A 22454-nucleotide genomic window follows, 5' to 3' on the forward strand; every position below is an offset into this window, starting at 1 on the left:
CACAGGGCGCTCCGCCGGGCAAGTCACGCCTGTCCGAACAAATCCGACTGCTGCGGTCCCTTCGGTGCCGCCAACCCCAGATGGCTCCAGCCCTTCTGAGCCAGCATCCGGCCGCGCGGCGTGCGCTGGATCAGACCCTGCTGCAACAGATAGGGCTCGATCACCTCTTCCAGCGCGTCCCGGCTTTCCGACAGCGCCGCCGACAGCGTTTCGATCCCGACAGGCCCACCGGCATAGTTCTCGGCAATCAGCCGCAGATACCGGCGATCCGCCGCATCGAGGCCCAGCCCGTCGACCCCCAAACGGGTCAGCGCGCCATCGGCCAGTTCGCGCGTGACGACGCCATTCCCTTCGACCACCGCGAAATCGACCACCCGCCGCAAAAGACGCCCGGCAATCCGCGGCGTCCCCCGCGACCGCCGCGCAATCTCGCGCGCGCCCTCAGGTGCGGCCTCGACTCCAAGCTTCACCGCGTTGCGCGACACAATCGTGTTCAGCTCGTCTTCGGTATAGAAATTGAGCCGCGTCGGAATGCCGAAGCGGTCCCGTAAGGGCGTTGTCAGCAGCCCCAACCGCGTCGTCGCCCCGACCAGTGTAAAGGGCTGCAATTCGATCCGCACCGTCCGCGCCGCCGGCCCTTCACCGATCACGAGGTCCAGCTCGTAATCCTCCAGCGCCGGATAGAGCACTTCTTCCACAGCCGGGTTAAGACGGTGGATTTCGTCGATGAACAGAACATCCCGCGCTTCGAGGTTGGTCAGGATCGCCGCCAGATCGCCGGCCTTGGCCAGAACCGGCCCAGAGGTCATGCGGAACCCGACCCCCAACTCGCGCGCCATGATCTGCGCGAGCGTCGTCTTGCCCAATCCCGGCGGGCCGTGGAACAGCGTGTGGTCCATCGCCTCGCCGCGCTGCCGCGCCGATTGGATGAACACCCGCAGATTCGCCCGCGCCTCCGCCTGCCCGATGAAATCGTCGAGCATCTGCGGGCGCAACGCGCGGTCACGGTCTTCGGGCAGCGGGTCGGGCCGTACGATCGGATCAGAGGCCATGTCCCTACCCCTTCGGCGCCAACAGTTTCAACGCGGCGCGGATCAAAGCCGGTGTATCGGCCTCCGGGGCGTCCCCTGCCGCCTGCGCCACCGCGCTCGCCGCCTCGCCCGGCGCATAGCCCAGATTGCTGAGCGCTGACAGCGCCTCGGCCTGTGCAGAAGCACTCGGAGCGGGCGCAGGCACTACCGGGGCTGCGGCCGCAGGTTCGATCACCGCATCCTCATCCGAGGCGACAGCCGCCATCGAAGCAGACCCGCCCATCGCCATCACCGCAGGGGCCTTGTCCTTCAATTCATTGACCACCCGCTGCGCCGTCTTCGGACCGATCCCCTTGGCCGCCTTGACAGAGTTCCAGTCCCCCAGCGCAATTGCACGGCTGACCCCGTCCGGCCCGAGTGCTCCAAGAATGGACAGCGACGCCTTCGCGCCGACGCCCTGAACCGACATCAGCAACCGATGCCATTCCTTTTCCACGAGCGTCGGAAACCCGAAAAGCTGCAGGATGTCCTCGCGCACCAGCAGGTCGGTATAAAGCGCGGCCGCCTCACCGGGGCGTCCGATCTGCGACAGCACCCGGTCCGAGCAATAAACAACATACCCCACACCGCGCACGTCGATCAGAACATGATCATCGGCCTTGTATTCGATCCGCCCCGCTATCCGCCCGATCATGCCCGCATCCTCATCCCCGGCCCCGTCATGTGATGCGCATGGCAGATCGCAATGGCCAGCGCATCCGCCGCGTCGGAACCGGCGATTTCAGCACCCGGCAACTGCATCTTCACCATGTGCTCCACCTGCCGCTTATCCGCGTGACCAACCCCGACAACCGTCTTCTTCACCGAGTTCGGTGAATACTCTCCGATCTCAAGCCCGAACTGCGCAGGCACCAGCAAGGCGACGCCCCGCGCCTGCCCCAGCTTAAGCGTCCCGACAGCGTCCTTGTTCACAAAGGTCTTTTCGATAGCCACCGTTTCCGGCTGGTAGCGGTGGAACACATCCGTCAGCGCGGTGTGCAAAGTGAGCAGGCGCATCGCCAATTCACCGTCCCCGGACAGGCAGACACCGTTCGCGACATGGCGCAAGCGACTCCCCTCGGCTTCGATAACGCCCCATCCAAGGAAGCGCAGCCCCGGATCGATCCCCAAAACACGCATACTGCTCGCGCCTTTGTTGCTTTTAAATCACGGCTAGCACGAAACGCGAACAAACGCCAAGCATTCAAAACAAATCCGAGGCACGAAAACGGGTGTCGAAAACGGACGCCGCCCTGTCGCCTCTGGATGCCACAGGCGAAATACGACATCGAAAATGTCGTATTTTTCCAACTTTTCCCAGTCACTTACCAAGCCCCGCAAGCTATGCACAAATCGCATAAAAACTATGCAAAAAGGACAATTGAAGCCGCGAAATTCCACAACTAGATGCGCGTCAGACAAACAACTTCTCCCCCCTTTCTCAAGGAACATGGCAATGGCCGCTTTTGACACATCCCGTCCGACATATGCCGCAGGCCAACAAGGCTTCGGCGCTTTCGCAGCATCTCTGATCGCCGCATTCACCGCATGGAACGATGCGCGTCAGACCCGTATCGCACTGAGCCAGCTCAGCGATCACGAGCTTGACGATATCGGTCTGACCCGGGGCGACATCAACTCGCTCTGAGTTTCGTCCGGATCGACAGCAAAAAAGCCGTGTCAGGTTTCCTGACACGGCTTTTTTCATGTGTGAGCAAAAGAGAGACGGCCGGAGAGATCAGCCGATGATGGCCCCCAGCAGCTTGGCCAGCGGCGCCGTGATCGGGTCGAGCTGCATGAAGATCGCACCGACCTGCTCAACAAAACCACCGTCGCGCAGAAGATCGACCTGTTGCACATAGGCTTCCTCACCCAGAATGGTGACGATACACGCCTTGAGGAAGAACAGGATCCCGAACGGCAAGAGCAGCGCCGAGAAGTTGAAGGACTCGCGGATGTGGTTCAGCGGAATGTGCGCAACGACCCCGTTCTTGTCCATCTTGGTGACATAGCCCCGGGACAGTTGGCGGTGGCGGCGAAGAACCTTGCGGTACCGTTCGTCGAACATGTCCTGCTGTTTGGTCATTGTTAGCAGCCTTTTTTCCGGCCCCCACCGGATGTGTCCGAGATAGGGGCGGAATGTGGCAAGAATGGGGCAATCAAGGCAGATTTTACGAAAATGCGGCAAAAACCTGCGGGAATTGGCAAATGCGGCGGATTTATGATCCGCCTTTTTTGAGCGTCAGCGTCGTCCAGTCACCAATCTCCTCGCGATGCCAGGTATTGATGCCATTTCGTGCATAAACCTCTGCCACTTCATCGCCTTGATCGTTCAGGATGCCCGACAGGATCGCGAATCCCCCGTCCGCAAGGTGGCTCGCCATGTCCGGGGCAAGGTCGATCAGCGGCTGTTTGAGGATATTGGCAAAGACCAGATCGAAGGGCGCGGCAGCATGCAGCTGCGGATGTTCGAACCCCATCGCCTCCAGACAGGTGACGCGTCCGCTCAGGCCATTCGCGCTGACATTCGCCTCAGCGACATCAACCGCCACCTGATCCATATCGCTCGCCAGCACGGTTTCGGGCCAGACACGCGCCGCAGCCATCGCCAGAACTGCCGTGCCACAGCCGATATCCGCCACGTTGTGACAGACCACCCCCGCGTCAAGCAGTCGATCCAGAGCACGCAGGCAGCCCTGCGTCGTTCCGTGGTGCCCGGTGCCAAAGGCCATGGCCGCTTCGATCAGCAGCGGTTCAACCCCTTCCGGCACGGTCTCGGCGTCGTGGCTGCCATAGACATAGAAGCGCCCGGCATGAACCGGCACCAGTTCGCGCCGCACCTTGGCGACCCAATCCGTATCCGGCAGTTCCGACACCACGAACGGCTTGGCCTTATGTGCCGCCGCCAGCAGCGCGAGGGCCACCTCGTCCGGAGCTTCGAGGAAATAGCCGCCCACTTCCCACATGCCGCTGCCGTCCTCGATCTCGAACACGCCAACGCCGTAGGGTTCGGTCGTCAGATCCTCCAAGGCAGCGCCCAGCGCCTCGGCCGACTCTTTGTCAGACAGTGTGGTGAATGCTGTGAAGGTGGTCATGGATGCCCCCGTTTGTATTGAGCCGGGGCTTACTCGCCTTTGTCGCTGCTGACCAGCAGGAAAGGCCTGACCCACATGAGAATGGACAGATCGGCTTTGCCGAATTTATCCTCGACGCCACAACACTCGTTTATTGCTTGGGGCTCCCATGAAAAAATTCCTGAAAATCGCCGCGATCATTGTCGGCGTATTGGTCCTACTGGGTGCGGTGGGGTATTCTGTCGTTATGTACGCATCTTCCGGCGCGCGCTCCACGGCTCGCGACTTCATCATGCTCAGCAGCACCGGCAACCATGACGAGGCAAACGCGTTCCTGCATCAATCCCTGAGAACAGAGGAAAACATCCAGAAGATCGCTGCCATCTTCGACGGGGTCGACCCTTACACCGAGGTTTCGTTTTCGGGCGTGAGCATGTCCGGAGGATCAACGTCGTTGGAAGGCACGGCCAAAACGGGGGAAGGCTGTGCTTCGAAAGTCGAGATGCAGATGGTCGAAGAACAGATCACCTATTTCAACATCTCGCCGCTCTGTCGCTGACCGTCACTCAGCAGGGGCCGCCGCCACATAGCGAGAGAAGACAGTCTCGTTGCCCGGCTCGGGATGGCGCGGGATCAAAAGCGCCAGCATGAGCGAGACCAGCGCCATGCCCGCCGCCAGAGCAAAGACCGCGCCCGGAGAGATCAGCCAGAGATACCCCAGCAGTGCGGGCAGGAAGACCGCCGCGATATGGTTGATGGTGAACGCCACAGCCGCCGTCGGCGCGATGTCGCCCGGATCAGCGATCTTCTGGAAATAGGTTTTGATCGCCAGCGCCAAGGCGAAAAAGATGTTGTTCGCGATATACAGCACCGTGGCCAGCGTCACCCCCCAGCCGAACCAGTATATTCCGCCGTACAGAACGAAGACGATCACCAGACCCACATACTCCACCGCCATCGCGTTGCGCTCACCGAACCGGTGCACGATCCGTCCCAGCACCGGTGCCAGCACCATGTTCGCCACCAGTGTCACCAGCATCAGCTTGGTAATCTGGTCCACGTCCAGCCCGAACCGCTCCACCATCATGAACGCGGCAAAGACGACAAAAATCTGCCGCCGCGCACCGGACATGAATTGCAGCGCGTAATAGAGCCAATAGCGTTTGCGCAGGATGAACTTCTTGACCTGCGGGTTGGGTGCTTCAAACTGCGGCATCATCACAACGCAATAGGCGACGATGATCAGCGTCAGTGCGCCTGACACCATGTAAACGAAGTTGTAGCTCAGGTCATAGGCGCGCCAGGTGACCACGATCACCCCGTAGGCGACAAGCGTCGCTGCGGATGCCGCCGACACCAGCAAGCCCAGCATCTGCGGCGCGCGGTCCTTCGGCAGCCATTGCAGCTGCAACGACTGGTTCACCGTTTCATAGTAGTGAAACCCGATCGAGCTGATCAGCGTCACAAAGAGCAACCCGCCCATGGATGGGAAATAGGCCGTCAGCGCGGTCGCGATCCCCAGCATGGCAAGCGAGATCATCGCAAGCGTCTGTTCGCGGATGAAAATGATCACCGCGATCACCCCAACGGCAAGAAACCCCGGAATTTCCCGCACCGTGTGCAGCCACCCGATGTCGGCCCCATCGAACTGCGCCACCTCGATGACGAAGTTGTTGAGCAGCGCCGACCATGTCGAAAACGACAGGGGCATGGCAATCGCCATCAGGAACAGCAGCGTGATGGGCCGGCGATAAATCGGCAGGTCACGCGCATCTGCAAGGGGAACAATGCGGTTCATCATCTCCCTTTACGCCTGCTCGCAGCCATTGGCGAGAGCCAAGCAGGCCGGGAACAGCCGGTGTGCATCGATTCACATCAAGCGCTTGATCCGTCCTGAATGGGCGCAACAGGAGATCCGAAACCCGAATTGGGCGCGAAACCCGGCGATTTGGGGCAAATCGGCATACGCCATCTGATCCAAATCAAGGCGAACACATTCACGCTCGCGCATGCATGGCCAACCCAAGACCGGAGACCGCCATGGACCTTGTCACCCTTGTGGACCGCATCGGCGAAGCACCCACCGCCGCCCTGTTCGGACTGATCACCGGCATCACCTTCGGGGTTGCCGCCCAGCGTTCGCGTTTCTGTCTGCGCGCGGCCACCGTCGAATTCGCCCGTGGCATGATGCAGGACAAGGTCGCGGTGTGGCTGCTCACCTTCTCGACCGCCGTGGTCTGGGTACAGGCAGCGCAGATGTTCGGCCTGATCGACACAACAGAAGCGCGCATGATGGCCGTCCCCGGAAGCTGGTCCGGCGCCATCATCGGCGGGCTGATGTTCGGTGCTGGCATGGTTCTCGCACGCGGCTGTTCCGGGCGGCTTCTGGTTCTGGCCGCAACCGGCAACCTGCGATCTGTCGTGTCGGGCCTGATCTTTGCCGTGGTCGCACAGATGAGCCTCACTGGCTGGCTCGCTCCGATCCGCGACAGTCTTGCCGCCATGTGGATCACATCCGGCGGGCGCAATTTGGACCTTTTGACTGCGCTGCACCTTCCCGAGGGTTCGGGCCTTGTGTTCGGCCTCGCCACCGCGCTGCTGGCTCTTGAGCTGTCACGACGCAACCAGATCGGCTGGCAGCGTCTGGTCTTCGCCTCGGGCGTTGGTTTCGCCGTCGCGATGGGGTGGGCTTTCACCTATGCGCTCAGCCTCGTCGCGTTCGAACCTGTCCAGATCGAAAGCGCCACCTTCACCGGGCCGTCCGCCAACACGCTGATGTTCTTCCTCGACCGGTCGTCTGTTCTGGAATTCGACATCGGTCTGGTGCCCGGCGTGGTGATCGGCTCTTTCCTCGCGGCTCTGTTCACTGGCGAGTTGAAGTTCCAGGGCTTCGAAGGTCCGACCCCCATGCGCAACGCGATGATCGGCGCAGCGCTGATGGGCTTTGGCGGGATGCTTGCGGGCGGCTGTGCGATCGGCGCAGGCGTCACCGGCGGATCGATCTTTGCCGGCACAGCGTGGCTCGCCCTCTTCTGCATGTGGATCGGCGGGATGAGCATGGATCTGGTGATGGGCGGACGGGGGCAACCCGCCGCAGTCTGACGCCAGCGGTCCGCGCAGGGCGGTCATTGTACAGCCTGACATGCACCCCTAGCGTATCGCTGAAATCGGCGTGAGGGACGGATTTCCTGTCTACACAGGACCCCAAACCGTGCTATCCTGAATCATTAATTAATTTTTCGACCACCCTTTTTAACAAATGGTAATCCCATGCTTGTTTTCGATCTATTTTCGAACAAGGCCTTTTTGGTCATCACTGCCGGTGTCGGCTATGCTGTTGCAACAATCCTGATGAAGCTCGCGTCCCAGGACACGACAACGATCGTCGTCGGCGCAATCGCCCTCATGTTGGCGGCCGTCGTTACCGCTGAAATCCTCCTCTTGCGTCAGGTCGATCTGGGTCTCGCCTACATTGCCATCATGGCAACCGAGACGCTGCTTGTCCTCTGCGCAACCTACTTCGTGGGGCAACCGCTCAGCAGTCGCGAACTTGCCGGAGGTGCGTTGGTCGTGGCGGGCGTTATCGTCGTCAGCATGTGACACGCAAAAACAGCCTGCGGGCTTTGACCCGCAGGCAGTGTCACTGACGGATGCGCCAGCCTGTCTTGAAGATCAGCCAGATGATCGCAAGGCAGAGCAACGTAAAGCCCGCGATCGCCAGAAGGCTCAGACCGATGGGCACATCGGCCAGTCCGAAGAACGACCAGCGGAAGCCCGACACAAGGTACACCACCGGGTTGAAGAACGAGATCGTCTGCCACACCGGTGGCAGCATCGAGATCGAATAGAACGACCCGCCAAGGAACACCAAAGGTGTGACCACCAAGAGCGGGATCAGCTGCAGCTGTTCGAAATTACCGGCCCAGATGCCGATGATGAACCCGAACAGCGCAAAGCTGAGACAGGTCAGCACAAGGAAGGCCAGCATCGCAAGCGGGTGCTGGATGCTCAGATCAACGAAAAGCGCCGAGGTAGCAAGGATCACCACCCCGATGAACAGCGCCTTTGTCGCCGCCGCACCGACATAGCCCAGAACGATTTCCAGAAAGTTGATCGGCGCGGACAGCAGTTCGTAGATCGTGCCGATGAATTTCGGGAAGTAAATCCCGAAAGACGCGTTGGAAATCGCCTGCGTCATCACCGACAGCATGATCAGCCCCGGCACGATGAACGCGCCGTAGGACACACCCTCGACCTGATCGATCTGGCTGCCGATGGCGGCACCAAAGACCACGAAATACAGCGAGGTCGAAATCACCGGAGACACGAAGCTCTGCAACAGCGTTCGGAAAAAGCGCGACATCTCGAAGACATAGATCGCGCGGATGGCCTGCCAGTTCATGCCGCATCCTCCTGTTTGGACACCAGCCCGACGAAAATATCCTCAAGCGAGTTCTGCCGAGTCTGCAGGTCCCGCAGCACCAGACCCGCCTCGCTCACTTCGCGGATCAGCGTTGCGATCCCGGTGCGGTCCTGCGCGGTGTCGTAGCAATACACCAACACCTGCCCGTCCTCTTCGATCCGCAGACCCCGATCAGCCAAAGCCTCGGGCAACGCGTCAACCGGATCGTGCAATTCGATCCGCAATTCCTTCTGTCCCAACCGCGTCATCAGCGCGGTCTTTTCCTCGACCAGCAGAATTTCACCCTTGTTGATCACCCCAATCCGGTCGGCAATCGCCTCGGCCTCTTCGATGTAATGAGTGGTCAGGATGATCGTCACACCGGCCTCTTTCAGCCCGGCCACGATCTCCCACATGTCGCGGCGCAACTCGACATCGACACCCGCTGTCGGCTCATCCAGAAACAGCACACGCGGCTCATGAGCGAGAGCCTTGGCAATCAGCACCCGCCGCTTCATCCCACCGGACAATTCCATGATCCGGTTGTCGCGTTTGTCCCAGAGCGAGAGTTCCCGCAGGATGCGCTCCAGCAGCGCATCATCCTTGGGTTTACCAAACAGCCCGCGCGAAAACCGAACCGTGTTCATCACCCGCTCGAACGGCTCCAGATTGATCTCCTGCGGCACCAGACCCACCAGCGACCGCGCGCCGCGATAGTCCGTGACAACGTCATGCCCGCCCACGATGATCGTGCCGGAGGTCGGCTGCGTGATCCCGCAGATCGTCGAAATGAGCGTCGTCTTGCCCGCGCCGTTGGGGCCAAGCAGCGCCAGAATCTCGCCTTCGTGAATATCGAGCGATGCGCCTTTCAGGGCTTCGAACCCATCTTTGTAGGCTTTGCGGACATTGCTGATCCGGACCATCGGCATGACGCGGCCCTCCTTTTCAAACGGACAGAGGACTTACCTAATACAGCGCCCGCCAGACGCAATCCCGATTGCCGTGCATCAGAACGCAAGAGGTGTGCAGGTCGTTTTTGGACCTGACGTTTCTGCCCGCTGCGCCTATGGCTGGGTCATGACCTCCCAATCCGACTCGAACGTTGCGCGTGGCATCACGTTGATCTGCATCGGCGTCTTTGCCATTTCGATCAACGACATGCTGATCAAGGCGCTGTCCGGTGGCTACCCGCTGCACCAGATCGTGTTCACGCGCACGGCCATCGGGATCTTCTTCTCCGCTCTGATGCTGCATCTTGAAGGCGGGCTGTCGCTCCTGCGCACCAGCCGCCCCGGCCTGCATGTTCTGCGCGGGCTGACACTGGTCGCTGCAAACATGACCTTCTTCGCCTCGCTGGCGGTCCTGCCGCTTGGCCTGACCACCGCGCTATTCTTCGTCGGCCCGCTTTTCATCACGCTGTTCAGCTTTCTCTTCCTCGGGGAAAAGGTCGGCCCGCTGCGGCTCGGCGCGATCGTCTTCGGCTTTCTCGGCGTGATCGTCATGCAGGAACCGTGGGGCGACGGCTCTGTCTACGGGCCACCGTGGCTCTTTGCTCTGCCCATGATCGCCGCGTCGCTTTATGCCGCGATGGCCGTGATGACCCGAGCACTGGGGGTCAAGAGCACCGCCGCCGCACTGACCATCTACAACCAGCTGATGTTTCTCGCGGTCTCATCGCTGTTCTTCCTGATCGTCGGGGACGGCAAGGCCGATCCCGGCCCCGATGCACCCAGCCTGCACTTCCTGCTGCGCGCCTGGGTCTGGCCCGGCAATCAGGACTGGCCGCTCTTCATCCTGACGGGCATCTGCAACGGCATCATCGCCTATTGCGTCACTGCGGCGTACCGCATGGCCCCGTCGGCCAGCATCGCGCCCTTCGAATATATCGGCCTGCCACTGGCGATCTTCTGGGGTTGGCTGTTCTTTGCCGAATGGCCCACACCCGCGATCTGGGCAGGTTGCGCGATGATCCTCGGCGCGGGCCTTTTCGTATTCCTGCGCGAGCGTCAGAAGGGCAAGGTCATCGTCCCAAAACGCCCCGGCAGCCGCACGGGCTGACACCTCCGGTATCGGAGGTGTCAAAACGCGTTCACGGGTTTTGGCGGGTTCAGGCGCCGCGCACCGTGTCGATCATAAGTTTCACGTTCTCGGGGTCTGCATCCGGCGTGATCCCGTGACCAAGATTGAAGATATGCGGCCCGTTCTTGAGCGCATCCACAACCTTGCGGGTCTCATCGACCAACTCCTGCCCGCCTGTCACCATGTGGCGCGAGGCCAGATTGCCCTGCACACAGCCACCCGGCTGAACATGCTCGGCCACCCATTCCGGCGTCACGCTGTCATCGACGGCGACGCAGTCCGCGCCGGTTGCTGCGTGGAACCCGATATACCCGTCGCCCGCCTGACGCGGGAAGGCAATCACGGGAATCCCCGGATGACGGCGCTTGATCTCTTCGGTGATGACCTTGGCGGGGTACTTGGCGTAGCGCTCGAAATCGTCGCCCTTGAGCGATCCGGCCCAGCTGTCGAAAATCTTGACCACCTCGGCACCCGCGTCGATCTGCGCCGACAGGTAGTCGATTGTGCTTTCGGTCAGCCGTTCAAGAATGGCCTCGAACAGCGCGCGGTTTTCTTCCTTGAGCGCATGCGCCGGCCCCTGATCGGGCGTGCCGCGCCCTGCGATCATATAGGTGGCCACCGTCCACGGCGCTCCGGCAAAGCCGATCAGCGTGGTTTCTTCCGGCAATTCGCGGCGCAGGATGCGCACGGTCTCGTAGACCGGGTTGAGCGTGTCGTGGATCATCTCGCCCTTGCCCAGCTTGTCGAACTCGGCCTGCGTGGTGATCGTCGACAGGCGCGGGCCTTCGCCCGTCACAAACCAAAGATCCGCGCCCAGCGCCTGCGGCAAGAGCAGAATGTCGGCAAACAGGATCGCCGCATCGAAGCCGTAGCGGCGGATCGGCTGCAAGGTGACCTCGGCGGCCAGCTCGGAATTGTAGCAGAGCGACAGGAAATCCCCGGCCTGCGCGCGGGTCGCGCGGTATTCGGGCAGGTAACGTCCGGCCTGACGCATCATCCAGATCGGCGGGGTCGGAAGAGTTTCGCCCGCAAGGGCACGGAGGATGGTTTTTGTCTGGCTCATCAGGTCTTTCCTTGTCACTAGCCTTCGGATCAACCCTCTAAAGCCATATGTCAAGACAAGCATGGTTGTCAGGACAAGTTTACACGCATAAAGATCGATTCATGACGATAGACCTGCCCACACCCGACCAACCCCTGAACATCGGCACCCGCGGTTCCCCGCTGGCATTGGCTCAGGCCTACGAAACCCGCGAACGCCTGTCCAAGGCCTTCGATCTGCCGTTCGAGGCGTTCAACATCGTGGTCATCAAGACCACCGGTGACGACCGCACGCTGATCGATGCGGACCGCCCGCTCAAGGAGATCGGCAACAAGGGTCTCTTCACCAAGGAAATCGAAGAAGCGATGCTCGAAGGCCGGATCGATATTGCCGTGCATTCGATGAAGGACATGCCCGTGGCACAGCCCGAGGGTCTGATGCTCGACTGCTACCTGCCGCGTGAAGACGTGCGCGATGCGTTCATCTCACATAATGTCACGCGCATCGCCGACCTGCCCTCGGGCGCGATTGTCGGCACATCGTCGCTGCGTCGCCGGGCACAGCTGATGAACCGCCGGCCCGACCTCAACGTGGTCGAATTCCGGGGCAACCTGCAGACGCGCCTGAAAAAGCTCGAAGACGGAGTGGCCTCCTGCACGTTCCTCGCCATGGCAGGTCTGAACCGGCTCAAGATGGACGACGTTCCCAAGACCGCCATCGAAACCGACGACATGCTGCCCGCCGTAGCCCAGGGCGCAATCGGCATCGAACGCCGGGTGAACGATGAGCGCGCCGCACAGATGCTGGCTGCGATCCACGACACGCCCACAGGCCAACGCCTCGCCGCCGAACGCGCGTTCCTTGAAGCGCTGGACGGCTCCTGTGAAACGCCGATTGCCGGTCTTGCCGAACTTGACGGCGACACGCTCCGCCTGCGCGGCGAGGTGCTGCGTCCGGACGGGTCAGAGGCACATGCGGACGAAATCAGCGGACCAATCGCAAACGGTGCCGAGATGGGCAAAACCCTCGCCCGCACGCTTCTCGACCGCGCGGGTCCGGGCTTCTTCGACTGGCACGGCGCATAAAGCCTGTGCCGGTCACTCCGGCACGGCAAAAGTCAGCGATGCCCAAAGGCTTTCCCAAACCGGGTCATTCTCGGCCTTCGCTTCAAGCGGTCGCAGAACCACCGCATCGGCCAGATAGGCATGGCCCGGCTGCACAGGCAGGCGCACACGTCCCTCGGCATCCGTTCGATGCAGGGTCACGTCGACCTCTCCTCCGGGTGCCATGTCAAAGAGTTCAACCTGCGCATCCGCGCGCGGTTCGCCATTATAGAGAACCCGGATCGGAAACCCGCTGCTCACATCGTCCGTATAGGGGTTCGCCTCTGCGATGATCTCGGTTTCCAGTCCAACCTCGGCGTCTGCCCCGGCCCCGTCACCCACCGCAATCAGGCTCTTGGCGTAGCGACTGTAGAGCTCTACGAACCCGGTCTCAGGCAACCCCCGCGCCGCGTGTTCGGCCAGCACACCCTCGAAATCCTTGTGCTCGACGAAATTCACGAATTTCTGCCACTCGCGATAGGTCAGCGTATAGTCACGGGTCTGGTGAATGATCACACACAGCCCGTCGCGCGGTGCCTCGAAGTTCAAGGCAGGCCGGTCGCCGGCACGCCCGGGGACCGCAGCCACCTCATCGCCGCAGCGCGTATCGAAGCGTTCGAAATTGCGGGGCAGATAGGATTGCTCTGCCCCGCCAAAGTTCTCGCCCACCCGGAGTGTTGCCACGAGCGGTCCGCCCGGCGGCACCTGATAGGCTTCGGGCGCGATCCAGAATTCGTGCGCCACGACCGGCGCCGGAAGCAGCGCGACGGTCAGGGCCAGAAAGGTGTTGCGGACTGTCATGCGGAACGTGCCACCTTGCTTTCGATATCACGCGCATAATCGGCCATACGCTTTTTAACCTTCTTGTTGATGCCCGACCGCGCCAGCTTGAAGGACTGCACGAGAAGCCGCGCCGACAGGGTCTTTGGCGCCATCTTGAACACCAGATTCACCCGCGTCCGGTTTGGCGACAACGGCACCAGTTCGATTCGGGTATTGGTTTCCAGACCACCCGAGGCGCCCGAAAAGGCAAGCAGCTGTGGCGCATCAAGTTCTTCCAGAGCGATATTCGCCGTGCGCTCTTTGCCGCGAAACCGAAATTTTGCCTCCCAGCCCTCGCCCGGCTGAGGCATCGCTCCGCGATAGCTGCGCCGCACGTCGATTCCCCGCCGCATCGCCCGGCGTTCCAGAACGTCAAAAGCGGTCAATTCAGCGAAGACGTGCTCCATCGGGGCCTCGACATCTTCGGTTGCGGTCACTTGCATCGGATTGTCCCTGGTTACGCGGTTAAACCTAAACTTGCGTCAATCCAGCGTATCGGCAAGCCAATTGCGCAGCAAAAAATGTGCAATCGCACCTTTTCGCGCCGGCAAGAGCCCCTGTCTCAGACCTGCCAGCGCATCCATCACGTCCTCCCGACTGGCCCAAAGCGCGTCTTCGATCTCGACCGGATCGATATTGATGTCATCCGACAGGGCAATACCCTGACAGCCGAACATCAAAGACGCGGGAAACGGCCACGGCTGGCTGGACAGATAACGCACCTCGCCCACCCGGACACCCGCCTCTTCCCAGACCTCCCTGCGAACCGCAGCCTCAATGGTCTCACCCGGCTCGACGAACCCGGCGAGGCAGGAATACATGCCCTCGGGCCATCCGGGTGACCGGCCCAGAAGCACCTTGTTGCCATGGGTGATGAGCATGATCACGACCGGATCGGTCCTGGGGAAATGGCTTGCCCCGCAGGCCTGACATACCCTCTGCCACCCAGCCTGCGTGACATCGCTCTGCGCGCCGCACCGGGCACAGAACCCATGTGTCTCATGCCAGCCGAGAATCGCCTTGGCCGTTGCCGCAAGCTCTGCATCCCGCGGGGACAGAGCCGTCATCACGCTGCGCAATTCGGCAAAACCGTGATCGTCCGGCAAGGTCGGATGGCGCTGTTCGCTTCGATCGATGAACGCCCCCACCTCGCTGATGTCCTCGTCCGGCACCCAGGCCGAAATGTCATGCGCAAACCGCGCCGCGCCGTCTTCACGGCCCAGAAGAATCGGGGACTCGCGCGCTTCTTTCAGAATCGGGTGATCCAGCGGGAGCCGCACAAGACTGCGCTCCGATCCCTCTCCGGTCAGCAGCGGCTTGCCTTTCCACAGCACAATGGTTCGGGTCGCCGGGTCCTGCAGAACCGCCGCAAGCGCCGGAACGTCGCCACGCAGCTCTGCCGCGCGATCAAGCGCCGATCCGCCAAAGGTCACCTGCTCTGCCGTGCGCATTCCGTTCTGCCCCCTGCTGCTGCCCTTTCGCGATGCCACGTCCCACCGGAAAGAACAATCCACCCGACCGCTTTTGCCCCGCCGGACGGCTTGCAATCCGATGGACCTTTGCCTATGTGACGGGGCGAGAGGTTGGCGCGGGCGAGCACCTCGCCAACCCGGTCAGGTCCGGAAGGAAGCAGCCGTAACGAGCCATGCTTGGGTCGTTGTCCAGCCTCTCACCTTACCCCTCTCAATCCTCATGGCGCAGGAATGTCGCCGGTTCGCGTTTCGCAGCCTTGGCCCAGGCCATCTGCTCTGCGGTTTCCACGGCACAGGCGCGCACGGCGCGCAGCCGGTCCAGCGCATCTTCAGGCGCTTCTCCCAACTCGATCATCAGTCGCAGCGCCACCATGCCGGACCGGCCACAGCCGCCCCGGCAATGGACAAGGATTCGGCCTCCGCCCATCAGCGCCCGACGGGCATTTGCACTGATCTCGGGCCAGGCCTCTTCGAACTCGGCATCCGGCACACCAAAGTCATGAATCGGCAGATGCTCCCACCGGCATCCGGCATCCACCAGATGCCGCCAAAGGTCCGCCGCACCGGCCGCGACAAGCTCGATCTCGCTCACAAGTGAGATCACGATGGCCGGCTTCCATTCGATCAGATGCTGCACGTCGCCGGCATAATCCCCGTCCGCACCCGGGATTGGGGAAATCGCAAGGATGCCCTGACCGGCGGAAACCGCGTAGACGATCATCTCAGAGCCTTTGTGCCCCGAACGTGTCGCAACTGCGGATATCGCCGCTCTGATAGCCGGTGGCAAACCAGCGCGACCGCTGTTCGGACGTGCCATGGGTAAAGGTGTGCGGCTGCGACACACGGCCCGCGCGTTCCTGAAGGTGATCGTCGCCGATCATCCGGGCCGCATTCAACGCCTCTTCCAGATCGCCGGGTTCAAGCAATCCGTCCACCGACCGCGCCCAGACACCGGAGAGGCAATCGGCCTGCAATTCCAGCCGCACCGTCAGCGCATTGGCCTGCGTTTCACCCACGACCTGGCGGCGCTCGTTGACCTGCCCCAGAATCCCAAGCTCGTTCTGAACGTGATGCGCCACCTCATGGGCGATCACATAGGCAGCGGCAAAATCGCCGCGCGCGCCAAGCTGTCGGGACAGGGTCGCAAAGAACTGCGTATCCAGATAGGCCTTTTCGTCCGCAGGACAGTAGAACGGACCTGTTGCCCCGCTGGCATTGCCACAGGGCGAGGCTGTGACGCTGGAAAACAGCACCAGCACCGGTGGCTCATAGGGGCGGCCGACCTGTGACGGGAAAATTTCGCCCCAAACCTGTTCCGTTGTTGCCAGCACCCGCGACGAAAACTCGGCCGCGCGTTGTTCCTCAGCGGTCAGTTCACGCGGGGTCGAGGACGCCTGCGTCGTCTGCTGCAGCAGAGGCGTGACATCGATTCCCGCAAAATAACCGATTGCCAGCACAACCAGCAGGCCAACGCCCCCCAGACCGGCCTTGCCGCCGCCACCGCTTCGGCGGCGATCCTCAATGTTGCGGCTGCCGCGAATGCCTCTCAGACGCATGTCATCCCCCAGATACGTTCCGGGACATGATACACAGGGATTTGACCGGGGATAGCCCCCTGTCAGTCAGCGCTGCGCAGGACCTTGGCAAGTGCGCCGAAGACCTGGTTGTTGGCACAGATCACCGCGCCATGCTCGAGCGGAACCTGCCCCTCGCGCACGCCTTCGATCAGGGCTCCGGCCTCGGCAGCAATGAGCAGGCCCGCCGCGAGGTCAATCAGCGATCCCTCGCGCTGCCAGAAGCCGTCGATGCGACCGGCAGCGATATAGGCCAGATCGAGCGCCGTCGACCCAGAGGCGCGCAGGCCCGAACATTCCGGCATCACCCGCGCCAGATCCTTGAGCGTCGCAGGCAGCGTCCGCTTCACACCGAAGGGCACCGCATGCCCGACCACCGCTTCCACAAGCCGGGTCCGGCTCGACACACGCACGCGCTTGTTGTCGTTGAGCCATGCGCCCTGCCCTTTTTCGGCATAGAACATCTCGTCCTTGGCGGGGTCGAACACCACCGCTGAGACGATCTGGCCCTTGTGCTCCAGCGCAATCGTGACCGCGAAATGCGGCATACCGTGCAGGAAGTTCGAACCGCCTTCCAGCGCGCCGACGATCCAGCGGCGTGTCGGGTCTTCGCCGTCGGTTTCGCCTGTCGCATCGACGTAGCCATATGTCCCGCGCGCACCGGTCAGTTCCCCCCGCAGCAGATCCGCCGCCGCCTTCGCAGAGCGGGCAAAGAATTCGTCTGCACTCGCGGCCGAGGTCTGCAGGTTTTCGACCTCGCGGAAATCCTTGTTGAGCGACCGACCCGCCTTGCGGGCGGCTTTGATCATGATGTTGAGATTGGCGCTGCCCTGCATCATGGGCCTCCGGCTGTTCGGGATCAGACCGGGCGTATAAGCGGGACACGCCGCAATGCCAAGAGGGCGCGGGCGATGACATCCCTTCACGAGGCGCGGATCAATGTATCAATCTCCTTCTTTCCGTTGCGTCGCTGACCAAGTCTGACCCAGAGTTGTTGAAAAAGGATGAACGCCGATGCACCGCCGCACATTTTCCGCCCTTGCCCTCGCCACTCCCGCGCTCTGTCTTGCCCGCCCGGCGCTGGCCCGCGAACCCGAGATCTACCAGGAAGGCGGCATTGCCATCGACGGCTCAGACCCGGTTGGCTATTTCACCACGAACGGCCCGGTCGCGGGTGGCGACGTGACCCTCGATTACAAGGGCGCGACCTGGCGCTTTGCCGATCAGGCCTCCGCCGACGCCTTCGCCGCCAACCCCACGGCCTATGAACCCGCCTTCGGAGGCTACTGCGCCTTCGCCGCCTCCCGCGGCTACCTCGCGCCGACAACGCCCGAGGCCTGGACGATCTACGAGGACCGCCTCTACCTCAACGCCAACCTCCGCGCCCGCGAATTGTGGCTTCAGGATGTGCCCGGCAACATCGCCAAGGGCGAGGCAAACTGGCCGGGGATTTTGGGGTAACCGCCCAACCCGAGAGCGCGCTCGCCAGACCGCGGGATGGCGAGCCGACCTTCGAACTAACGCGCTTTATAGGTGTCAAATCCTAACGAAAGCTGAACGACGCAGATCCGGCTGCCAAATCGCCAGCCCGTCCGGGCGGTCTGGCGATCGCGCGGCACCTTCGGTGCTATTCGCGCGTGTCGCTTTCCGAATGAATTATCCCAACAACCCTTCAAACTCCCGCCATTCCCCTTTGGACATACCGGAATTTTCCTGCGTCACGGTCTCGCCCTTGAGCATCCGCCGCACGCAGTCCAGCGCGGTAGAGGAGAGCGTCGCGCCGCCCATGCGGTAGTCCTCGAAGGCGCGGTAGGCGAAGGGGACCCAGTCGGCGACGACTTTGCAAATCTCTTCGGCATAAACCCTTATTTCATACTGCGCGTGCGAATCTGCTCTGAGTCGGAGGAAATGGAGCAGGTTGTGCAGATCGACCTTCCAGTACCATTGCGTGTAGATGTTCGCGGGCAGGTTCATCCGGGCCAGTTCGCGGGCCAGTCCCTGCTGGCCTTCCTGGCTGATCATCTCTTCGTAATGATCATAGCAGCGCATCGCGTCGTCACGCAGATAGCGCAGCACGCGGTCCGCTTCCTCGCCTTCCAGCGCTTCGCCGCGCCCCTGGTTGTTCACCACCGACTGCGCAGCAAGGTGTTCGGGCGCGGGAATATAAAACTCCCTGTCAAGGATCGAATAGCGGGCCGAGTATTCGTTCACGTTGGCGGTGCGGTGCCGGATCCACTGGCGTGCCACGAACACCGGCAGTTTGACGTGCAGCTTGATCTCGCACATCTCGAACGGGGTCGAATGCCAGTGCCGCATCAGGTAGCGGATCAGCCCTTCGTCATTCTGAACCGACTTGGTGCCCTTGCCGTACGACACACGCGCCGCCTGGCAGATCGCGGCATCGTCGCCCATGTAGTCCACCACCCGGATGAACCCGTGGTCCAGCACCGGGTAAGCGGTGTAAAGATGGCTCTCCATCCCCTCGCTGACCGCACGCAACGTCTGCTGCGGCGCGCTGCGCTGTTCGGTGATTTCGGCCTCTTGTTCGGGCGACAGGGGCATGGCGAATCCTTTCCCACTAGGATGAGTCGGCACCGACTATATCTCGGGGGTATGCCTGTAGGAACCACCAAGGATGGTGTTATGCATCTGCGCCGCACTGGCCCGGTTTTTCGCCCCTGACATTCTGCTTTGCGTTGACTTTCAAACCCCGCTGCAAGACTTTCCCGCCAGAGGTCGCAGATAAGACCAGGGCAAATCGAGGCAGTATTTCCATGACGCGCATTCTCTTTCTTATCCTATGCATGGGGTTCGTCGCAGCCTGTGACAGCGGCGGTGGCGACGTGCTGCAGGCGCCGACCACGGGCGAGGGCACGGACACGGACGGGGGAACCGGTGACGGCACCGATGACGAAACCCCGATCTCGAGCGACCGAGGCACGCCGGAACTGCCGCCCGGCACCACGACCCCGACGCCCGATACCCAGATCGTCCGCCGTGAAGCACTCGATTCGGATACAGGCGGTGGGTATGCGACCAATATCGAATACCGCAATGACGAAGGTCAGGACGAATTCTTCGTCGACAACATCGCGTTCGATGGAAACAACGTCTACACGCGCGGCGACCCCGTTAACGGCGTGGCGCAGCTTGGTTCCTTTGCTGTCTACGAGGGCGCGGAGACCACCGAAGACCCGGTGACGGGCACCACCCTGCGCACGTTCACATACCGCGCCATCTACGGCCGGAGCACGTCCGGCGCGACGGAATTCGCCATCGTCCGGTCCGGATCCTACGTGGATTACGGGTTCGGCGGGTTTGTCTATCAGCGCAATGGCTTTGACGATGACGGAAATGCCGTGCGGCTGGTCCTCCCATCCGAAGGCGACGCGCGTTTTCTGGGCGACTATGCCGGCATCCGCGTGTTCGAAGGCCGCAGCGGATTCGAATTCGTCGATGGCGAGGCCGAGATGTATGTCGACTTCAAGGACTTCAACGATGGTCAGCGCGGCGTTGCGCTGTTTGTGAACGACCGTCGCATCTATGACAGCAACGGTAATGACGTCACCATCGCCTATCTCGAAGCGCTCAACGAAAGCGGCGGCGGGACAAGCGGCGGTCTGTTTGGAAACCTTGACAGCGGCGATGATGCGGATGCCCCGTCACTCATTTACGAGACGGATGCAGACGGCAACCCGGTGCTGCCGCGCATCCGGCCGGTCATTTCGCCGGACGACGCCGATGCCAACGGCGAGATTGCTGGCGAAATCCGCGAAGTAGCCAACTTTGACGACGGTTCGTCCAACGAAACCGGTGAAGGCACGTTCTATGCGATCATGTCCGGCGAAAACGCCGATGAGGTCGTCGGCGTACTGGTGATGACAGGCGATGACCCGCGCTTTGACGGGAACACCTATCAGGAAACCGGCGGATTCATCGTCTACCGACAGTGATGACACGCTGGTCCCGTCGAATTGCCCTGACCCTCGGCGCCGTCGCTTTTGCGGCGGCGCAGGCGTCTGCCCAAGCCATTCTCAACCCCGCGCAGATGCGCGAACTGGCCGGACAGGCGGTTCTGCAGGGTCAGGCAGGACTGGCCTATGACCTTTCAGGGGCACTGATCCAGCGCGACGATGCCGATCTCAACGCGCATCTTATTCGCTCGCGCGCGGCCCGGGACCTGGGCCGCTACGACGACGCGCTGAGCCACGCGCGCAGCGCTTGGAAACTGGCCGAAGACGAGGATGCGAAATACGCCGCCGCGCTGGCCATGGCGCAGGCGCTGTCGTCCTCGGGCCGGCGCACGGCAGCACAGCTTTGGTTGCGGCGTGCGGTACAACTGGCTTCGACCGACGCACGCAAGGCCCGCGCGACCGAGGATTTTCGGTATGTCCGACGGCAGAACCCCTGGGCCACTGCGCTGCGCTTTTCGGTGGCGCCCAGCTCGAACATCAACAACGGCAGCCGCAACGAAACATCGGAGCTGTTCGGCCTGCCGTTCGAATTCTCGCTTGAGGGAGAAGCCCGTGCCCTTTCGGGGGTCGAAATCTCGACCGGTTTGAGCACCCGCTATCGTCTGCGCGAATCCGCCATGCGTCGGACCGACCTTCTGTTCGGTCTGTCGCACAGAACCTATGTGCTGTCAGACGAAGCCAGGGACATCGCGCCTGACGCAGACGGCGCCGATTTCGCTACCAGTTCCGTGTTTGTCGGGGTGCAGGAAGATTATGCTCTGCCCGGCGGCAAAGCGCAGCTCGGGTGGAACGCCCGGATCGGACGCACGTGGTATGGCGGTGATCCCCTGCTGAGCTACAACCGGATCGGTGCGACCTATCGGCGGGCCGCTGGTGACACGGGTGTGTTGAACCTGTCCCTGAGCCGCGAAGGTCAGAAAGGCCATGACACTCGCGAGGACGCGACGATCTGGAGCGGACAGATCGGGTACGGGATGGCACTGGCAAACGGCAACCGGGTGTCGCTGTCCACCGGGTTCACCGAATCCCGGAGTGACGCCGACTACCTCGACTATTCGCAGCGCATGATCGCGGCGAGCTACGGTCTGGCCAAACCGGTGGGACCGGCGCAGCTCGAATTCGGGTTGTCGGTTTCACAGAAAATACATGACCGGTCGAGCCTCACCACCGATGGCCGGGATGAGCGCACAATCAAGGCCACGGTCACGGCAGTCCTTCCGGACATGGATTTCTACGGTTTCGTGCCCACGATCACCTTCAACGCGGAACGGACAGAGGCGAATATCGATCTTTACGAGACCGAGAATTTCGGCGTTCAGCTTGGCATCCGCTCGACCTTTTAGGGCGCGGATACCTCTCGACATCGCGGCGAATTGGCCTAGCCTCTTGGGGAACCAAACAAAGAGGACGCTATGCCGCTTCGCTACCTTCATACCATGGTCCGCGTGAAGGACCTTGATGAATCGATCAAGTTCTACAGCCTTCTGGGTCTCAAGGAGACCCGCCGAATGGACAGCGAAAAGGGGCGCTTTACGCTCGTCTTCATGGCCCCCGAAGGTCAGGAAGAGTGCCCGGTCGAACTGACATACAACTGGGATGGGGACGACGGGTTGCCGTCCGACAGTCGGCACTTCGGACACCTGGCCTACCGCGTCGACAACATTTACGAGATGTGCCAGCACCTGATGGACAACGGTGTGACCATCAACCGGCCGCCGCGCGATGGGCACATGGCATTTGTCCGGTCGCCGGACAATGTCTCGATTGAACTGCTGCAGGAAGGCGATGACCTTCCCCCGCAGGAGCCATGGGCCAGCATGGAAAACACCGGACACTGGTGAT

The 22454-nt window shown here is 61.8% G+C and carries 26 protein-coding genes and 1 other RNA gene; 11 read left to right on the plus strand and 16 right to left on the minus strand.

Going from position 1 to position 22454, the window contains the following annotated elements; translation table 11 throughout:
* Positions 1-23: 23 nt before the first annotated feature.
* The 3 genes from ruvB to ruvC are packed head-to-tail and all read right to left on the minus strand — an operon-like array spanning position 24 to position 2210.
* A complete protein-coding gene (gene ruvB, locus MGEO_RS15025) occupies positions 24-1052 on the minus strand; it encodes a Holliday junction branch migration DNA helicase RuvB (protein WP_085639539.1) in 1029 nt (342 codons plus the stop codon).
* 4 nt (positions 1053-1056) lie between these two features.
* Positions 1057-1725: a Holliday junction branch migration protein RuvA gene (ruvA, locus tag MGEO_RS15030; protein ID WP_085639541.1), complete on the minus strand. Its 669-nt coding sequence runs from the start codon at positions 1723-1725 to the stop codon at positions 1057-1059.
* Positions 1722-2210, minus strand: a complete 489-nt coding sequence (gene ruvC / locus MGEO_RS15035) for a crossover junction endodeoxyribonuclease RuvC (RefSeq protein ID WP_085639544.1) — start codon at positions 2208-2210, stop codon at positions 1722-1724. Before ruvC ends, ruvA begins: the two co-directional genes overlap by 4 nt.
* 316 nt (positions 2211-2526) lie before the next feature.
* Between ruvC and MGEO_RS15040 the strand changes: the two genes are divergently transcribed.
* The gene (locus MGEO_RS15040) at positions 2527-2718 is read left to right on the plus strand and encodes a DUF1127 domain-containing protein (RefSeq protein ID WP_085639547.1); all 192 of its coding nucleotides are present in this window, start codon (positions 2527-2529) and stop codon (positions 2716-2718) included.
* A 90-nt stretch (positions 2719-2808) separates the two neighbouring features.
* Here MGEO_RS15040 and MGEO_RS15045 read toward each other — a convergent pair whose 3' ends face one another.
* Together MGEO_RS15045 and MGEO_RS15050 are read right to left on the minus strand one after the other, a co-directional pair.
* Entirely contained in the window at positions 2809-3156 is a 348-nt protein-coding gene (locus tag MGEO_RS15045) for a hypothetical protein (RefSeq protein WP_085639550.1), read from the minus strand.
* A 133-nt stretch (positions 3157-3289) separates the two neighbouring features.
* Positions 3290-4165 (minus strand): 50S ribosomal protein L11 methyltransferase, encoded by an 876-nt coding sequence (locus MGEO_RS15050; protein ID WP_085639553.1) that lies wholly within the window; start codon positions 4163-4165, stop codon positions 3290-3292.
* A gap of 148 nt (positions 4166-4313) precedes the next feature.
* On the opposite strand from MGEO_RS15050, the gene MGEO_RS15055 reads away from it, so the two are divergent.
* The gene (locus tag MGEO_RS15055; protein WP_085639556.1) at positions 4314-4703 is read left to right on the plus strand and encodes a hypothetical protein; all 390 of its coding nucleotides are present in this window, start codon (positions 4314-4316) and stop codon (positions 4701-4703) included.
* Positions 4704-4706: 3 nt separating this feature from the next.
* Here the strand turns inward: MGEO_RS15055 and MGEO_RS15060 are convergent, their stop codons facing one another.
* Positions 4707-5942 (minus strand): MFS transporter, encoded by a 1236-nt coding sequence (locus MGEO_RS15060; RefSeq protein ID WP_085639698.1) that lies wholly within the window; start codon positions 5940-5942, stop codon positions 4707-4709.
* A gap of 242 nt (positions 5943-6184) precedes the next feature.
* Between MGEO_RS15060 and MGEO_RS15065 the strand changes: the two genes are divergently transcribed.
* Both MGEO_RS15065 and MGEO_RS15070 read left to right on the plus strand, forming a co-directional pair.
* Positions 6185-7246: a YeeE/YedE family protein gene (locus tag MGEO_RS15065; protein ID WP_085639559.1), complete on the plus strand. Its 1062-nt coding sequence runs from the start codon at positions 6185-6187 to the stop codon at positions 7244-7246.
* Positions 7247-7414: 168 nt separating this feature from the next.
* Positions 7415-7744: a hypothetical protein gene (locus MGEO_RS15070; protein WP_085639562.1), complete on the plus strand. Its 330-nt coding sequence runs from the start codon at positions 7415-7417 to the stop codon at positions 7742-7744.
* Between the two features lie 40 nt (positions 7745-7784).
* Here MGEO_RS15070 and MGEO_RS15075 read toward each other — a convergent pair whose 3' ends face one another.
* Positions 7785-8546 carry an ABC transporter permease gene (locus MGEO_RS15075; RefSeq protein WP_085639566.1) on the minus strand — a complete coding sequence of 254 codons (762 nt, stop codon included), beginning with the start codon at positions 8544-8546 and terminating at the stop codon, positions 7785-7787.
* Positions 8543-9475: an ABC transporter ATP-binding protein gene (locus MGEO_RS15080; RefSeq protein ID WP_085639568.1), complete on the minus strand. Its 933-nt coding sequence runs from the start codon at positions 9473-9475 to the stop codon at positions 8543-8545. The genes MGEO_RS15075 and MGEO_RS15080 overlap by 4 nt, the downstream gene beginning before the upstream one ends.
* A 94-nt stretch (positions 9476-9569) precedes the next feature.
* On the opposite strand from MGEO_RS15080, the gene MGEO_RS15085 reads away from it, so the two are divergent.
* Complete coding sequence (locus MGEO_RS15085; RefSeq protein WP_332908320.1) at positions 9570-10604, plus strand: DMT family transporter; 1035 nt, start codon at positions 9570-9572, stop codon at positions 10602-10604.
* A 49-nt stretch (positions 10605-10653) separates the two neighbouring features.
* On the opposite strand, the gene hemE is transcribed toward MGEO_RS15085, so the two are convergent.
* Positions 10654-11688 (minus strand): uroporphyrinogen decarboxylase, encoded by a 1035-nt coding sequence (gene hemE / locus MGEO_RS15090; RefSeq protein ID WP_085639571.1) that lies wholly within the window; start codon positions 11686-11688, stop codon positions 10654-10656.
* A 101-nt stretch (positions 11689-11789) separates the two neighbouring features.
* Between hemE and hemC the strand changes: the two genes are divergently transcribed.
* Positions 11790-12752: a hydroxymethylbilane synthase gene (hemC, locus tag MGEO_RS15095; protein WP_085639574.1), complete on the plus strand. Its 963-nt coding sequence runs from the start codon at positions 11790-11792 to the stop codon at positions 12750-12752.
* Between the two features lie 12 nt (positions 12753-12764).
* On the opposite strand, the gene MGEO_RS15100 is transcribed toward hemC, so the two are convergent.
* From MGEO_RS15100 to nudC, 3 genes are read right to left on the minus strand one after another with little or no spacing between them, the layout of a single operon-like run.
* The gene (locus tag MGEO_RS15100; RefSeq protein WP_085639577.1) at positions 12765-13571 is read right to left on the minus strand and encodes a DUF4198 domain-containing protein; all 807 of its coding nucleotides are present in this window, start codon (positions 13569-13571) and stop codon (positions 12765-12767) included.
* Positions 13568-14035 carry an SRPBCC family protein gene (locus tag MGEO_RS15105; protein ID WP_085639580.1) on the minus strand — a complete coding sequence of 156 codons (468 nt, stop codon included), beginning with the start codon at positions 14033-14035 and terminating at the stop codon, positions 13568-13570. Before MGEO_RS15105 ends, MGEO_RS15100 begins: the two co-directional genes overlap by 4 nt.
* A gap of 39 nt (positions 14036-14074) precedes the next feature.
* A complete protein-coding gene (gene nudC / locus MGEO_RS15110; protein WP_085639583.1) occupies positions 14075-15043 on the minus strand; it encodes an NAD(+) diphosphatase in 969 nt (322 codons plus the stop codon).
* A 126-nt stretch (positions 15044-15169) separates the two neighbouring features.
* Here nudC and ffs point away from each other — a divergent pair.
* Positions 15170-15266, plus strand: an RNA gene (gene ffs, locus MGEO_RS15115) — signal recognition particle sRNA small type.
* Between the two features lie 9 nt (positions 15267-15275).
* On the opposite strand, the gene MGEO_RS15120 is transcribed toward ffs, so the two are convergent.
* The 3 genes from MGEO_RS15120 to MGEO_RS15130 form a co-directional block, all read right to left on the minus strand.
* Positions 15276-15785, minus strand: a complete 510-nt coding sequence (locus MGEO_RS15120; RefSeq protein ID WP_085639586.1) for a protein-tyrosine phosphatase family protein — start codon at positions 15783-15785, stop codon at positions 15276-15278.
* Between the two features lies 1 nt (position 15786).
* Positions 15787-16620: a KPN_02809 family neutral zinc metallopeptidase gene (gene ypfJ, locus MGEO_RS15125; RefSeq protein ID WP_085639589.1), complete on the minus strand. Its 834-nt coding sequence runs from the start codon at positions 16618-16620 to the stop codon at positions 15787-15789.
* A 62-nt stretch (positions 16621-16682) separates the two neighbouring features.
* Positions 16683-17474: an inositol monophosphatase family protein gene (locus MGEO_RS15130; protein WP_085639705.1), complete on the minus strand. Its 792-nt coding sequence runs from the start codon at positions 17472-17474 to the stop codon at positions 16683-16685.
* A gap of 178 nt (positions 17475-17652) precedes the next feature.
* Here MGEO_RS15130 and MGEO_RS15135 point away from each other — a divergent pair, with 178 nt between their 5' ends.
* Positions 17653-18099: a YHS domain-containing (seleno)protein gene (locus tag MGEO_RS15135; protein ID WP_085639592.1), complete on the plus strand. Its 447-nt coding sequence runs from the start codon at positions 17653-17655 to the stop codon at positions 18097-18099.
* A gap of 195 nt (positions 18100-18294) precedes the next feature.
* On the opposite strand, the gene thyX is transcribed toward MGEO_RS15135, so the two are convergent.
* Entirely contained in the window at positions 18295-19200 is a 906-nt protein-coding gene (gene thyX / locus MGEO_RS15140; RefSeq protein WP_085639595.1) for an FAD-dependent thymidylate synthase, read from the minus strand.
* Positions 19201-19442: 242 nt separating this feature from the next.
* Between thyX and MGEO_RS15145 the strand changes: the two genes are divergently transcribed.
* The 3 genes from MGEO_RS15145 to MGEO_RS15155 all read left to right on the plus strand — a co-directional run bounded on the left by MGEO_RS15145 (position 19443) and on the right by MGEO_RS15155 (position 22453).
* Complete coding sequence (locus MGEO_RS15145; RefSeq protein ID WP_211297953.1) at positions 19443-20591, plus strand: hypothetical protein; 1149 nt, start codon at positions 19443-19445, stop codon at positions 20589-20591.
* A complete protein-coding gene (locus tag MGEO_RS15150; protein WP_085639603.1) occupies positions 20591-21955 on the plus strand; it encodes a tetratricopeptide repeat protein in 1365 nt (454 codons plus the stop codon). The genes MGEO_RS15145 and MGEO_RS15150 overlap by 1 nt, the downstream gene beginning before the upstream one ends.
* 69 nt (positions 21956-22024) lie before the next feature.
* Positions 22025-22453, plus strand: coding sequence for a VOC family protein (locus MGEO_RS15155; RefSeq protein ID WP_085639606.1), 429 nt, complete (start codon positions 22025-22027; stop codon positions 22451-22453).
* Position 22454: the final 1 nt, after the last annotated feature.

Origin of the sequence: Marivita geojedonensis (genome assembly GCF_002115805.1) — a bacterium.
GTDB lineage: Bacteria > Pseudomonadota > Alphaproteobacteria > Rhodobacterales > Rhodobacteraceae > Marivita > Marivita geojedonensis.

Coding starts and splice junctions, on each gene's coding strand:
- ruvB (WP_085639539.1), bottom strand. CDS start 1,052: ATGGCCTCTGATCCGATCGTACGGCCCGACCCGCTGCCCGAAGACCGT.
- ruvA (WP_085639541.1), bottom strand. CDS start 1,725: ATGATCGGGCGGATAGCGGGGCGGATCGAATACAAGGCCGATGATCAT.
- ruvC (WP_085639544.1), bottom strand. CDS start 2,210: ATGCGTGTTTTGGGGATCGATCCGGGGCTGCGCTTCCTTGGATGGGGC.
- MGEO_RS15040 (WP_085639547.1), top strand. CDS start 2,527: ATGGCCGCTTTTGACACATCCCGTCCGACATATGCCGCAGGCCAACAA.
- MGEO_RS15045 (WP_085639550.1), bottom strand. CDS start 3,156: ATGACCAAACAGCAGGACATGTTCGACGAACGGTACCGCAAGGTTCTT.
- MGEO_RS15050 (WP_085639553.1), bottom strand. CDS start 4,165: ATGACCACCTTCACAGCATTCACCACACTGTCTGACAAAGAGTCGGCC.
- MGEO_RS15055 (WP_085639556.1), top strand. CDS start 4,314: ATGAAAAAATTCCTGAAAATCGCCGCGATCATTGTCGGCGTATTGGTC.
- MGEO_RS15060 (WP_085639698.1), bottom strand. CDS start 5,942: ATGAACCGCATTGTTCCCCTTGCAGATGCGCGTGACCTGCCGATTTAT.
- MGEO_RS15065 (WP_085639559.1), top strand. CDS start 6,185: ATGGACCTTGTCACCCTTGTGGACCGCATCGGCGAAGCACCCACCGCC.
- MGEO_RS15070 (WP_085639562.1), top strand. CDS start 7,415: ATGCTTGTTTTCGATCTATTTTCGAACAAGGCCTTTTTGGTCATCACT.
- MGEO_RS15075 (WP_085639566.1), bottom strand. CDS start 8,546: ATGAACTGGCAGGCCATCCGCGCGATCTATGTCTTCGAGATGTCGCGC.
- MGEO_RS15080 (WP_085639568.1), bottom strand. CDS start 9,475: ATGCCGATGGTCCGGATCAGCAATGTCCGCAAAGCCTACAAAGATGGG.
- hemE (WP_085639571.1), bottom strand. CDS start 11,688: ATGAGCCAGACAAAAACCATCCTCCGTGCCCTTGCGGGCGAAACTCTT.
- hemC (WP_085639574.1), top strand. CDS start 11,790: ATGACGATAGACCTGCCCACACCCGACCAACCCCTGAACATCGGCACC.
- MGEO_RS15100 (WP_085639577.1), bottom strand. CDS start 13,571: ATGACAGTCCGCAACACCTTTCTGGCCCTGACCGTCGCGCTGCTTCCG.
- MGEO_RS15105 (WP_085639580.1), bottom strand. CDS start 14,035: ATGCAAGTGACCGCAACCGAAGATGTCGAGGCCCCGATGGAGCACGTC.
- nudC (WP_085639583.1), bottom strand. CDS start 15,043: ATGCGCACGGCAGAGCAGGTGACCTTTGGCGGATCGGCGCTTGATCGC.
- MGEO_RS15120 (WP_085639586.1), bottom strand. CDS start 15,785: ATGATCGTCTACGCGGTTTCCGCCGGTCAGGGCATCCTTGCGATTTCC.
- ypfJ (WP_085639589.1), bottom strand. CDS start 16,620: ATGCGTCTGAGAGGCATTCGCGGCAGCCGCAACATTGAGGATCGCCGC.
- MGEO_RS15130 (WP_085639705.1), bottom strand. CDS start 17,474: ATGCAGGGCAGCGCCAATCTCAACATCATGATCAAAGCCGCCCGCAAG.
- MGEO_RS15135 (WP_085639592.1), top strand. CDS start 17,653: ATGCACCGCCGCACATTTTCCGCCCTTGCCCTCGCCACTCCCGCGCTC.
- thyX (WP_085639595.1), bottom strand. CDS start 19,200: ATGCCCCTGTCGCCCGAACAAGAGGCCGAAATCACCGAACAGCGCAGC.
- MGEO_RS15145 (WP_211297953.1), top strand. CDS start 19,443: ATGGGGTTCGTCGCAGCCTGTGACAGCGGCGGTGGCGACGTGCTGCAG.
- MGEO_RS15150 (WP_085639603.1), top strand. CDS start 20,591: ATGACACGCTGGTCCCGTCGAATTGCCCTGACCCTCGGCGCCGTCGCT.
- MGEO_RS15155 (WP_085639606.1), top strand. CDS start 22,025: ATGCCGCTTCGCTACCTTCATACCATGGTCCGCGTGAAGGACCTTGAT.